Annotated in this window: 9 protein-coding genes and 1 riboswitch; of the genes, 6 read left to right on the forward strand and 3 right to left on the reverse strand. The window is 62.3% G+C overall.

Annotation, left to right across the window (positions count from 1 at the left end; translation table 11 throughout):
- Window positions 1-33: 33 nt before the first annotated feature.
- On the reverse strand, window positions 34-882 hold the full coding sequence (locus tag AC3WOG_RS14315) for a DUF1223 domain-containing protein (RefSeq protein WP_492578614.1): 849 nt from the start codon (window positions 880-882) through the stop codon (window positions 34-36).
- A 1,158-nt stretch (window positions 883-2,040) separates the two neighbouring features.
- On the reverse strand, window positions 2,041-2,502 hold the full coding sequence (locus tag AC3WOG_RS14320) for a hypothetical protein (protein WP_492579803.1): 462 nt from the start codon (window positions 2,500-2,502) through the stop codon (window positions 2,041-2,043).
- Between the two features lie 513 nt (window positions 2,503-3,015).
- Between AC3WOG_RS14320 and AC3WOG_RS14325 the strand changes: the two genes are divergently transcribed.
- From AC3WOG_RS14325 to AC3WOG_RS14350, 6 genes are all read left to right on the forward strand, one after another.
- Window positions 3,016-3,426 (forward strand): GreA/GreB family elongation factor, encoded by a 411-nt coding sequence (locus AC3WOG_RS14325; protein WP_492578615.1) that lies wholly within the window; start codon window positions 3,016-3,018, stop codon window positions 3,424-3,426.
- Window positions 3,427-3,641: 215 nt separating this feature from the next.
- A riboswitch (TPP riboswitch) is annotated at window positions 3,642-3,760 on the forward strand.
- 133 nt (window positions 3,761-3,893) lie between these two features.
- Entirely contained in the window at window positions 3,894-5,825 is a 1,932-nt protein-coding gene (gene thiC / locus AC3WOG_RS14330) for a phosphomethylpyrimidine synthase ThiC (RefSeq protein ID WP_492578616.1), read from the forward strand.
- Window positions 5,826-6,115: 290 nt separating this feature from the next.
- Window positions 6,116-6,328, forward strand: coding sequence for a YMGG-like glycine zipper-containing protein (locus AC3WOG_RS14335; protein ID WP_492578617.1), 213 nt, complete (start codon window positions 6,116-6,118; stop codon window positions 6,326-6,328).
- A gap of 213 nt (window positions 6,329-6,541) precedes the next feature.
- A complete protein-coding gene (locus AC3WOG_RS14340; protein ID WP_492578618.1) occupies window positions 6,542-6,976 on the forward strand; it encodes a hypothetical protein in 435 nt (144 codons plus the stop codon).
- 201 nt (window positions 6,977-7,177) lie between these two features.
- On the forward strand, window positions 7,178-8,776 hold the full coding sequence (locus AC3WOG_RS14345; RefSeq protein WP_492578619.1) for an L-lactate permease: 1,599 nt from the start codon (window positions 7,178-7,180) through the stop codon (window positions 8,774-8,776).
- Between the two features lie 368 nt (window positions 8,777-9,144).
- The gene (locus AC3WOG_RS14350) at window positions 9,145-10,071 is read left to right on the forward strand and encodes a DMT family transporter (RefSeq protein ID WP_492578620.1); all 927 of its coding nucleotides are present in this window, start codon (window positions 9,145-9,147) and stop codon (window positions 10,069-10,071) included.
- A gap of 814 nt (window positions 10,072-10,885) precedes the next feature.
- Here AC3WOG_RS14350 and bamC read toward each other — a convergent pair.
- Window positions 10,886-12,115 carry an NlpB/DapX family lipoprotein gene (gene bamC / locus AC3WOG_RS14355; RefSeq protein ID WP_492578621.1) on the reverse strand — a complete coding sequence of 410 codons (1,230 nt, stop codon included), beginning with the start codon at window positions 12,113-12,115 and terminating at the stop codon, window positions 10,886-10,888.
- Window positions 12,116-12,389 lie beyond the last annotated feature (274 nt).

Consider the following 12,389-nt stretch of genomic DNA (forward strand, 5'->3'; position numbering starts at 1 on the left):
CCGTTGAATAGAGGCGTGGCAGCCGCGGCGCGATCAATGGCAGGCGGCCAGTTCGGCCACTTGCAATACGTCGCCGGTCGCGGCGTTTTCGACGAAGGCGACTACGCCGAAACGGTCGGCCGATGCGGTGGTGCTGACGTCTGCGTCGTCGATACGGATGTCGCGGTGGATTTGCGCGGTTCCGGCTACCAGCGGCACTGGGCCGATCCATTGCCGTACCACTCTTTCGTGATGCAGGGTTACGCCGCTGTTTTCGCCGGCGCGCACTTGTGAGGTCAACGCGTTTTCATAGATTGCTATGTAAGCGTTTAGCGTGTCCGCGGGTTTGGTCGCGAAGTTGGCCGCTTTGGCGGTAAATTGTGCGTTGACGTTGAATGCGCCCGTCGCTTGCGGTTTCAGTTCCAGGGCGACGTTGGCCTGTGCCGGTTCGGCTATGACCTTCTCGATTCGGCTCTGAAAACTGGGCTGTTGCGACCAGCTGCGTAGCTCACGGCCTGATACGAAGATTTCGGGCGTGTAGATCGTGTGGCCGCCGGCCAGGTCAGTCAGGGTTTGCTGACGTTCGGTGAAACGATGCTGCGAGAAGCGGTCGGTCCAGCCCAGGCTATTCCAGTAGTCGACGTGTAGTGCCAAGGGCACGATGCTTTGGGTGGCGTCGCTGTTTTTCCATTGGCTCAGCCAGTTGTCGGCTGGAGGACAGCTGTTGCAGCCTTCGCTGCTGTAAAGCTCCACTAGCGCTACGCGGTGGGATGGGCTGTGGGACGTGCACATTGCGGTGGCTGCTTGTGCCAGGCCGCTGGCGGCGAGCGTTGCCAACGCGATTGTTAGCGCGATCGCTCGCGTGAAGGGCCGATTGGCTCGGCGGGTCGGTGCAGTTTGCATAGCGTGCTCCATCTGGATCTGCACGTTTGTCGAAGGTGGGGGCCGGTTATGACAACCGGTTAGATAATATTTTTGTTTTTTTCTTTGGGCGCGCCTCGGGAGGGGGTTTGTGCTCATTGCACGGGGTGGTTGGCGTGCGATTGGGTTTTGGTGTTTTGCCACCTTCCGTGGCTGGTGTTGTTTATTGTGCGCCTTGTGGTGTTGGGGTTTGGCTTTGTTTTTTTGTCTTTGGCGACGGCATTCTTCTGTGTTTTTTCGGCGGTGGCCTTTTCTCGGTTTCTTCTGCTCCGTATGGCGCTTTCTTCTGCCCGTGCGGCGCTTTCTGTCTGTACGCCTGCGGCGGTGGCCGGCGGTGGCCTTTCCTTGTTTTGTTATTGGTTTATTAGCGTTCCCCCTGTGCGGGGGAGCACCTACTTTTCTTTGCCTGCCGCAAAGAAAAGTAGGCAAAAGAAAGCGGCTTTACACCGCCAGCTCTTAAGCGGGTCCCCTGGCTTGGAGGAGGCAGTGGAGCATCTGGAATCGGTGTTCTCGCACACTCCGCGCTGGTGACAAGGCCGTCATACTTCCGGCGGCGCTGCGCGCGCCGCAGCGGTGCTTCTCAAAACCGATGGAGCGTACGCGCTTCCCGCATCATCCTTCCCGCCTCGCACTGCGTGCTCGCCGGAACGGTCTGCCAGGGAAACCAGGGACTTCGCTTTGGTTTGGTGGGGGCCATCGGCTTCGCCTCGGCAGGGCGCCGAAGTAATTTACGATTTGCGGAAAGAGTGACACCCGGCGATTAAAACGGCGAGACGCAGAATATTGCTGCGGATGGTGCAATTGCGCGCCACCGCACCAAGCGAAACGCCCGCGAAAAAAACAGCGGGCGGTTTTGTGAAGTACCGCTACGGCGCGCGCAGCGCCGCCGGAAGAATGACGGCCTTGTCACCAGCGCGGAGTGCGCGAGAACACCGATTCCAGATGCTCCACTGCCTCCTCCAGGCCAGGGGACCCGCTTCAGAGCTAGCGGTTTGAGCCGCTTTCTTTTGCCTACTTTTCTTTGCGGCAGGCAAAGAAAAGTAGGTGCCCCCCGCACAGGGGGAACGCTAATAAACCAATATCAATTCAAGGAAAGGCCACCGCCGTAGGCACACAGACAAATGCCGCCGCCAAAGGCAATCAATCATAGCTAACAACAACAATCACCCGCGTCTCCGCGCCCACGCCATTCCCCTTCCTAGCAGAAAGCGACAACACCCCACCATCGCGGCCGACCCGATAATGCCCATCCCGCGCAGCGGCAAAAACACGCCCGCCGCGATCGACAAACCGCGCAGCAATCGCATCATCACGCGCCGCCGCGCCGCCGTTCACCTGCAAGGCCACATCAGCACCAGTCGCCACCCCCGGCGGCGCATTGAAAGTCAGCGTCACTGCCGACGCCCCATGCTTAACCTGCGCGCCAGTCAAGCCAACGCCCGCGGCCGGCGCGGCAGAAATCTCCAGCTGCGGCGCCACAATCGCCCCCGAAAAGGCAATCGTCCCACCGCTCGATGCCGTCGCCACAGTCGGCCCGGCAAACATTGCGGCCATCACCGCCACCGTGGTCAGCGCTCCGAATCGCCATGATCTCGTTTTCATCAGCACATCCCCTTACGTCGTCTCAAAACGGCATCGCGCTTATCAATGCCACCCATCGCGCTACCGGGCGGCAACCTCCCCTACCAACGGGATAACGGCACAGGCCGCGGCGCCCTTTAACGCGCAGCAGCGAGAAACACCTCTACCGCCCCGCCCGCACCCAGCACCGAACAAAGAGACGTCCCAGCTCGTGCTAGCATTCACCTTTCGATTGCGCCGATTTCGCTTACATCCGGCGCTCACCTGAACTTCCTTCTTTGTCCGCCGGTCCCCGATGCGTTTTCCGATCTCCCGTGTCTTCACCCGCTTGCGCCTGCGCCGCGCAACCGGGTGCGCACGCGCGGACGTATCGCCGCGTCGCCTCGGCCAGCCGCCCCGAACGCTCCCGCTTCCCGCCGCCCGGCGCCCGATCTGAACGCTGCTCCCCCTTCACCGGAGCCTCGTCGTCGGGCTCCGGGCCGATCTCATCCGCACGCTGTCCCGTTACATGCAGATCGAATTGGAGAACCCGTCATGAAAAAGACGAAAACCTGTTACCTCACCGAACTCGACGTCGCCCGCCTTGAAAAGCACGCGGCCGCGCCCGGCGCCGACGCCAGGTTGCAAAACATGCTCGACGACGTCCTGGAGCGCGCCGTCATCGTCGACTCGCGCGACATTCCGGCGAATGTCGTCACGATGAATTCGCAAGCTACGCTAGTCGACGAAACCAGCGGCGAGCACATGACCTGGACGGTCGTCTATCCGCCCAACGCGGACTTCGCGCAGGGCCGCCTGAACGTGTTTTCGCCGGTCGGCCTCGCTTTGCTCGGCGCCAAACGCGGCGAACGCATCCGCTTCACGCCGCCAAGCGGTACGGAAAAAGTGCTGAAGCTCGAACAGATCCTGTTTCAACCCGAAGCCGCCGACGATTTCACGCTGTAAGCCACAAACTCAAACAAACACGAACGCGCTTTCGCGGCGCGCCGCTGTTGCACCGCCGCTGTTGCACCGCCGCTGTTGCACCGCCGCTGTTGCACCGCATCAAGCCTGGCAGCCCAATCAACATAAGAATAGTCCGCAACTGACCGGTGTTATATCCGCCACTCATAATTTCAGGACGGGTTGCCAAGCAGCGTCCGGCCGGTGTATCGTGTGCGCTGCTAACGCGGGGGTCCTGCGTCGCACGGAGGTTGGAGGTCCGTGTTGCGTGGGTGAGAAATACCCTTTGAACCTGATCTGGATAATGCCAGCGCAGGGAAGCGTACGGATTTCGCACCCAGGTCTACCGTTTCATCCCTCGCGAATCCGACAACTTCCATCTCGTCTCCTGCTTAGCGGCCCCACATTGCTTTGCATGGGACCAGAGCAAGATGCTAAAGCGTCAACTCTGGTCGACACAGGAGATATGCATGAACGCCAATCCGAAGTTTCTTTCCGCCGACGCTCACGTCGATGAAGCCGCTGTCGCCCCCCTGCCGAATTCCCGCAAGGTCTACGTGAGCGGCTCGCGCCCCGATATCCGCGTGCCGATGCGCGAAATCTCCCAGGCCGATACGCCGGATAGCTTCGGCGGCGAGAAGAACCCGCCGGTCTTCGTCTACGATACGTCGGGCCCCTACTCCGATCCGGACGCAAAGATCGACATTCGCGCAGGTCTGCCGGCGCTGCGCCAGCGCTGGATCGAAGAACGCGGCGACACCGAAGCGCTAACCGGCCTCACGAGCGACTTCAGCCGCGAACGCGCCGCCGATACCGCCACCGCCGATCTGCGCTTCCAGGGCCTGCACCGCACGCCGCGCCGCGCCATCGCCGGCAAGAACGTCTCGCAGATGCACTACGCGCGTCGCGGCATCATCACGCCGGAAATGGAATACATCGCGATTCGCGAGAACCAGCAGCGCGCCGCGTATCTGGAAAGCCTGAAGACAAGCGGCCCGAACGGCGAAAAACTCGCGGCAATGATGGGCCGCCAGCATCCGGGCCAGGCGTTCGGCGCGAGCGCGTTCGGTCCGAACGGCCTCACGGAAATCACGCCTGAATTCGTGCGCGAAGAAGTCGCGCGCGGCCGCGCGATCATCCCGAACAACATCAACCACCCGGAAAGCGAGCCGATGATCATCGGCCGCAACTTCCTCGTGAAGGTGAATGCGAACATCGGCAACTCGGCGGTGACTTCGTCGATTGGCGAAGAAGTCGACAAGATGACCTGGGCGATCCGCTGGGGCGGCGACACGGTGATGGATCTCTCGACCGGCAAGCACATCCACGAAACGCGCGAATGGATCATCCGCAACAGCCCGGTGCCGATCGGCACGGTGCCGATCTATCAGGCGCTCGAAAAGGTCAACGGCCGCGCGGAAGACCTGACGTGGGAAATTTTCCGCGACACGCTGATCGAACAGGCCGAACAAGGCGTCGACTACTTCACGATCCACGCGGGCGTGCGTCTGCAATACGTGCCGCTGACGGCAAAACGCATGACCGGCATCGTGTCGCGCGGCGGCTCGATCATGGCCAAGTGGTGCCTCGCGCACCACAAGGAAAGCTTCCTGTACGAGCACTTCGAAGACATCTGCGAAATCATGAAGGCGTATGACGTGGCCTTCTCGCTCGGCGACGGTCTGCGTCCCGGCTCGATCTACGATGCGAACGACGAAGCGCAACTCGGCGAGCTGAAAACGCTCGGCGAGCTCACGCAGATCGCGTGGAAGCACGACGTGCAGACGATGATCGAAGGCCCGGGCCACGTGCCGATGCAGCTGATCAAGGAAAACATGGACCTGCAACTGGAATGGTGCGACGAAGCGCCGTTCTACACGCTGGGACCGTTGACCACCGATATCGCCCCCGGCTACGACCACATCACCTCGGGCATCGGCGCGGCGATGATCGGCTGGTTCGGCACGGCGATGCTCTGCTACGTCACGCCGAAGGAACACCTTGGGCTTCCGAACAAGGACGACGTCAAGACCGGCATCATCACGTACAAGCTCGCCGCGCACGCGGCCGATCTGGCAAAGGGCCATCCGGGCGCGCAGGTGCGTGACAATGCGTTGTCGAAGGCGCGTTTCGAATTCCGTTGGGAAGACCAGTTCAATCTCGGTCTCGACCCGGACAAGGCACGCGAATTCCACGACGAAACGCTGCCGAAGGACTCGGCGAAGGTCGCCCACTTCTGTTCGATGTGCGGTCCGCACTTCTGCTCGATGAAGATCACCCAGGACGTGCGCGAGTTCGCCGCGCAACAGGGTGTCACCGACGACGAGGCGCTGCGCAAAGGCATGGAAGTGAAGTCGATCGAGTTCATGAAGAAAGGCGCGGAAATTTATCAGCGACAGTAAGGGTCGGAAAGGCGGGCGCAGTTTCGCGCGCCCGCTGCTGAACCGCCCAAACCGCCCAAACCGCCTGAACCACCTGAACCGCTGCGTTGCAGCGTCAAAGCCCGCCACCGGCGGGCTTTTGCGTTTCTGCAAGAGCGGGCACGGCGCATGCTGCTCCATGGGAAACATTTGATTACGAAACCGACAGTTCGCTGACAAGCGCACACATCTGGATACGGGCTGCGGCGATAAGATCAAACAAAGGACGGCGCGAGCCTGTCCTGTTCCGAATAACCACTGGAGTAGAAATCATGAAATCGATTCGTCAGATCGGTACCCTCGCGGCGATCGTCGCGATTGTCGCGAGTCTTTCGGCGTGTGACGGCATGACCACACGGCAGCGCGATACGGCAATCGGCGCAGGCGTCGGCGGCGTGGCGGGTGCGGCGATCGGCGGCAACGCGCTTTCGACTCTCGGCGGTGCAGCGGCCGGCGGCATTATCGGCAATCAGGTCGGCAAGTAAATAACGTGAAGCGAGCCGCGCTCGTGGCTGCGGCTCGCGCATGGCTGCAAGCGCCGCGACGACTGGCCAGGGTATGACGCCGGCCGCTTCAAACACGCTGTGCAATGACGTGAAATAAGCCGTTACGGTTTTGCAATCCTGCGCGGACGACCGCGGCGTAAGCTCATGGCATGGCGCCCAGACAGCGGCGTCCGATGCAAACAGGAGCGCGTCATGAAGTCCCGCGTCATCAATACCTTCAGCGTGACGAGCCAGCGGCTGCCACGCCGCATGCCACGCATTTCACAGATGGGAATTGCGCTTACCGGCGCGGTCTGCGTTTTGACCTTGTCCGGTTGCTATTACCCGTACGGCTATTACCCGTACGGGTACTACCCTTACTACACTACCGTCCCCGCCGCTGCGGTACAACGCGAAGTGCCGGTGGGGACTAACGGCTCGACAGCACAAGCACAAGCCGATGCGCAATACTTGCCGCCGGCCTATGTGGTCGCGCAACCACCGCCGCCCGTCTATGTTGCGCCGGTCTACCCCGCTTACTATCCGCCGCCCGTGTATCCGGCTTACTACGGCTATCCCGGCTGGTATGGGCCATCCCTGTCGATCGGCTTCGGCTATTCGTGGGGCGGCCATGGCCACCATCGCTAAAGTCCCCGTCGCCCGTAGTTTCCCTTCTTGACGCGCCGCGCCCGGGCTCTATGCTTGGGGTTGCCACACGCAGTACTCGTTTAAATAAGCGCCCCGGCGCGCCTTTCAGACGGGCCGCCGACGCCCATCCGTCAGACCAGAGCGACGCGCCCGGTAGTGCGTAGTCCCGCGTCGAGTTCGAATAACAACGAAGGAGACGCGATGTTTCACCAACTACTCACTCCCGTCGGCAATTCGCTATTGCCATCGTTCCTCGTCGCCGCACTGCCGATCGTCGTCGTGCTGCTGTTGCTCGGCTGGGCGCGCCGGCCGGCGTGGCAGGCTTCGCTCGCGGGTCTGATCGTCGCGTTGATTGTGGCGATCTTCGTCTGGCAGTTCCCGGTGCGGCTCGCGGTCGATTCGGTGGTCGCGGGCGCGGTGTTCGCCTGCTGGCCGGTCATGTGGATCGTGTTCGCGGCGATCCTGCTCTACAACATCTCGCAGCGCTCGGGCCGCTTTGCGGCGTTCCGCATGTGGATGATCGACAACCTGCCGAACGACCGCCGCGTTGTGCTGGTGGTGATCGGCTTCTCGTTCGGTGCGCTGCTCGAAGGAATCTCGGGCTTCGGCACGCCGGTCGCGATCACCAGTTCGCTGCTGATCCTGCTCGGCTTTCCGACGCTCGAGGCGCTCACCTTCACCTTGATCTTCAACACCGCGCCGGTCGCATTCGGCGCGCTGGGCGTGCCGATCACGGTGCTCGGCGCGGTCACGCACCTGCCCGCTGACTCGCTCGCCAAGATGGTCGGCCGCCAGCTACCGTTCTTCGCCCTCCTGCTGCCGTTCTATGTGATCGGCATATACGCGGGCATTCGCAACATGCTGCGCGTGTGGCCGGTGCTGCTGGTGTCGGGCGCGAGCTTCGCACTGACGCAGTTCGTCGCGTCGAATTACGTGAACTACAGCCTGACCGACGTGTTGTCGTCACTGGTGTCGCTGGTCCTGACGATCACCTTTCTGCGCGTCTGGAAACCCGCCGCCGATCCGAAATTCGCCATCAACATCGACCGCGTCGGCGAGGTGCGTGGCAAGATCAGCGGCGGGCAGGGCTGGTATCCGTGGATCATCGTCTCGGTCGTGGTGATTGTCTGGACCATCACGAAGATCTTCCTGATCGGCGACGTGAAAGTGCCGTGGCCGGGACTCGACAAAGCCGTCTTCATTACGCTGTACAACACGCCGTACAGCGCGGTGTGGGACTTCCAGCCGCTTGGCACCGGCACGGCGATTCTGGTGGCCGCCATCATCACGTCGCTCGTGGTGGGATCGGGCGTGCGCGAATTCGGCGCGGCGATCATGGATACCTGGGTTCAGACGCGTATCGCCATTCTCACGGTGGCGACGATCGTCGGGCTCGCGTACCTGATGAACTACTCGGGCCTCAACTACACGCTCGGTCTCGGTGTCGCGTCGGTTGGACCATTCTTTCCGCTGGTGTCCGCCTTCCTCGGCTGGGTCGCGGTGTTCCTGTCCGGCAGCGATACGTCGGGCAACGCGCTGTTCGGTAACCTGCAAGTGGTGGCCGCCAACCAGTTGAACCTCAACCCGATTTTGATGGCGGCGACCAACTCGTCCGGGGGCGTGATGGGCAAGATGATCTCGCCACAAAACATCTCGACAGGGGTGGCGACCACCGACCTGAAAGGCAAGGAAGGCGTCGTGTTCGCCAAGACCTTCAAGCATTCGATTCTGCTGACGGTGATACTCGGCCTGCTCGTCTGGCTGCAGCAGAACTTCTTGCAGGGGATGATTCCGCACTGAATGCTGCGTGTGTTCATCGGCGGGCGCGCTTTTCGGATGGCGCGCCCGGTTTGTTTTGGGCCGTACGGTTGTCTCGCCCGGGAGGTTTGCGCAAGTGGTGCACTGCCGCAATAAAATTCACGTGCACCCACTACCCACCCCGTCACGCCTGCCTTGCCCGCCGCTCCGCCTCACTTTCATCGCAATTTTTCTCACATCAGCGTGAGAATTGCTCGCTTTGCGCGCACCCCGACTGCGCTTACGATCACACGATCAGACGCCTTTGGTCTCCCGAATCTTGCCGTTTCATCCCAGCCTGAAACGTTTCGCGCGATCGCGCTGCTACGATGCGCTGGCGTCTCGACTCAACCGCGCGCGGCGCCACCACAATGAATCCTGGAAACCTGTTGCAGTTGCTGATCCTTGCCGCCCTATGGGGCGCGTCGTTTCTGTTTATCCGCGTCGGCGTGACCGACTTCGGCGTCGCGCCGCTGATGGCGCTGCGTGTCGGCATCGGCGCGGCCTTCCTTGCGATCGTGCTGATCGCGCGACGGCCGCTGCGCCAGTCCGCAACGACGCTGCGCACGCGGGCTTTTCCGCTGCTGGTAGTCGGCATCCTGAATTCGGCGGCGCCCTTTTGTCTCTTCGCGTATGCGGAGTTGACGCTGTCGGCGGGCGTCACGTCGGTGATCAATGCAACCACGCCGTTGTGGGGCGCGCTCGTCGCGTTTCTATGGCTGCGCGATCGCCTGAGCGCGCTGCGCACGCTCGGTCTCGTGATCGGCTTTCTCGGCGTATTGATGCTGGTGTGGGATCAGATCGCCGCGCCGAACGGCTCGGCCGCCACGCCGCTGACAACCGCGCTCGCGGCCGGCGCCGCGCTCGGCGCCACGCTGCTGTATGGTGTCGCCGCCAATTACACGAAACGGCACCTGACCGGCGTCGACGCATTGACCGTCGCAACCGGCACGATGACCGGCGCCACCATCGTTTTGCTGCCGCTCGCCGTGATCTACTGGCCGGCCGCGCCGATCTCGCTGCATGCATGGGGGGCGGTGATCGCGCTGGGTGTCGCGTGTACCGGCGTCGCGTACATGCTGTTCTTCCACCTGATCGCGGTGGCCGGACCGGCACGTGCAATCACGGTGACCTTCGTGATTCCGATTTTCGGCATTCTGTGGGGCGCGCTGTTCCTCGGCGAAAGCGTGTCGCCCGGCATGCTGGAAGGTTGCGGCGTGATTCTGGTCGGCACCGCGCTCGCTACCGGCGTGGTCAAACGGCTGCCGTGGGTCGGACCGCGCCGCGCCGACACCTGAATCCCCGCCTCGGCAACGTCCTCAGCGTCGCCGCATCTACCGATCGCATCAATTCCCGCGCACAAAAAATAGCCCGCACTCCAATGGAGTGCGGGCAAAACCGTCGCCTTACGAGGATAGGCGACGGGGCCACCGAGGCCGCGCGCCACGCGCGCAGGCCGTCATCGGCTAAGCACCGGTTCGTCGGCCGGTGCTGGAATGGTCTGGGAACCGCCGGGCTGAGACTCGCCGCAAAACTCACGTCGGCGATGCTCATCCGGCCCCATGAGTCTTAGTAAGCAGCTTGCGTGCCAGTGGTGGCGCACCATGAGAAATGGTTCGCAAGGCATTGATTATTATTAGAATTCCCTGCGTTCCGAGCGTCTGACGACGAGCGATGGAAGGCGTTTCGAGCGCTTCGAGCGTTACGTCACCGACGTAACGTCACGTTACATGCGGCCGCACGCGCCGGCCGCGAGGCGCTGCTTCAAGCGCTTGTGAAGCGCTTTGATTTCAAGGCACCGGTCATTTCGTACGCTGCGCCGTAGGCCGCGTCCGCAGTCCGGTCGGCCGCCGCGGTTCAGGCGGCGCCAGTGCTGCGCCGCACACGAGTGCCAGGGCGAGCAGGCTCGCCACCCACATCCAGTAAGGAATCACGTCAAACATGGCCACCCCCCGTCGATAAGCCGGTTTGTACCGGTATGCCTGCACGGAAGCAAAACGCGTGCGCAGCAAGGCACGCGTCCACGGCCAATGGCGCGAAGCATAAAAAAACCCGCCCGGTTTGCATTCCGGGCGGGTTTTCAGACAGCGCTTTTGCGTACTAAGGCTTCGTTCAGTGCAACTGGTCGACCATCAGACTCATGATCTGCTTGGCCGGCGCGCTCTGATCGATCTGTCCCTTGTCGTCGACCACTGCCACACGGGTCTGGTCCGGCGTCACCGCGCGCACGTTCACGCGATACTGCTTGGCGACCTTTTCCTTCTTGCCATGGAACACCTGGCTCCAGAAGCCTTGCTCCGCCGAAGTCATATCCTTCGGATCGACGTAGCGCACGAAGTACAGCCCCCGGCCGACATCGCGATCGTCGACGGTGAAGTTGCTGCGATCGAGCGCGAGGCCCACGCGCAGCCAGGCACGGTCGTACGGCTCGCCGAGCGTCAACTCGGTGGACGAGAACTGCGCCGCGGTATTCGTCGAGTCCGCGTCAGGCATTGGCTGCTGCGCCGACAGCGCGACGTTTTGCGCCGCGGTGGCCGCAGCCGCCGACTTCGCACCCGCCGTGGCGGCATTCGGCGCCGTTTGCGCGCCGGCCGGCGACAGCTCGGCTTGCGTATCGCCCGACTTGGCCCGCGAATCGGCGAGCGCCAGCGAAGCCATCAGGCGCTTCAGATATTCGGTTTCGAGGCCGGGATCGTTCGGTTTCGGTTCCCACTTGCTCGATTCGTTGTTCGTGCCGGTAAGCGCCTCGCGCATGCCTTTCTGGCTGACGAACACATAGGTGCCACCGCTGGGCGCCGCTTCGAGACGCGTGCGGTATTTGTTGCGCTCCGAGGTCACATAGCTGTTGCCCATCGCCTTCGACAGCGTGCCGCGGATCAGGCCTTCGTTGATCTGTGCGTGAGTTTCGTTCCAGTCGGTTTCCATCACGCCCTTGTCGCGCTGGTCGACCACCAGCAGGAAGCCCTGTTCCTGCCAGAAGCGGCGGATTTGCGCCCACGCCTGGTCGGGCGCCTTGTTGTCGATCACCAGCCAGCTTTCGGTGCCGTCGCGCTGGATATGCATGCCGGTAACGGGCGGCACGACTGCCACCGTGTTCGCGGCCGGCGCTTGCGCCTGCACCTGCTTGAGCGTGGACAGCGAGGTTTCGCCGCCTTGCGGGGGCAACGAACGCTGATCGGACGTCTCATCGATCATGTTCGGCGGTACGGCAAGTGACGCTTGCTTCGATTTCGAGTCGCTCTTGTAGTCGATTTTGGTCGGCGACGAGGTACCGCAGCCGGCGACCAGCCCGCCTGCCATCAGCATTACTGCAAACCGCTTGGTAAGACGAAGATCAGTCATGTTCGGGGAATCCTTCCGCTACGCCACGGCAAGTTTCCGTGGATCAACCCAACATTTTACCGATCCCGGCGGCACATGTGCAAAAAGTGGGGTTTGCCGGCGAATTGGACAGCGCGAGGCGGGCGAAACACACGCCGCGATTGTGTTCGAGCAAGCCGTCGAGTCGCCGTGTCCGGCGAGCTTGCCGGCATCCCAAAACGGTCCGGCGCCGAGCTCGCCGGTTCCCTCGATCGCTTCATCGAGCGGCGAAATAACAGTTCACAACACTTCTTTT

This window comes from Paraburkholderia sp. FW306-02-B, assembly GCF_058782725.1.

Bases quoted from the DNA above. Each gene is read 5' to 3' on its own strand.
- AC3WOG_RS14315 (WP_492578614.1), bottom strand. From the start codon at position 882: ATGCAAACTGCACCGACCCGCCGAGCCAATCGGCCCTTCACGCGAGCG.
- AC3WOG_RS14325 (WP_492578615.1), top strand. From the start codon at position 3,016: ATGAAAAAGACGAAAACCTGTTACCTCACCGAACTCGACGTCGCCCGC.
- bamC (WP_492578621.1), bottom strand. From the start codon at position 12,115: ATGACTGATCTTCGTCTTACCAAGCGGTTTGCAGTAATGCTGATGGCA.
- AC3WOG_RS14335 (WP_492578617.1), top strand. From the start codon at position 6,116: ATGAAATCGATTCGTCAGATCGGTACCCTCGCGGCGATCGTCGCGATT.
- thiC (WP_492578616.1), top strand. From the start codon at position 3,894: ATGAACGCCAATCCGAAGTTTCTTTCCGCCGACGCTCACGTCGATGAA.
- AC3WOG_RS14350 (WP_492578620.1), top strand. From the start codon at position 9,145: ATGAATCCTGGAAACCTGTTGCAGTTGCTGATCCTTGCCGCCCTATGG.
- AC3WOG_RS14345 (WP_492578619.1), top strand. From the start codon at position 7,178: ATGTTTCACCAACTACTCACTCCCGTCGGCAATTCGCTATTGCCATCG.
- AC3WOG_RS14320 (WP_492579803.1), bottom strand. From the start codon at position 2,502: ATGAAAACGAGATCATGGCGATTCGGAGCGCTGACCACGGTGGCGGTG.
- AC3WOG_RS14340 (WP_492578618.1), top strand. From the start codon at position 6,542: ATGAAGTCCCGCGTCATCAATACCTTCAGCGTGACGAGCCAGCGGCTG.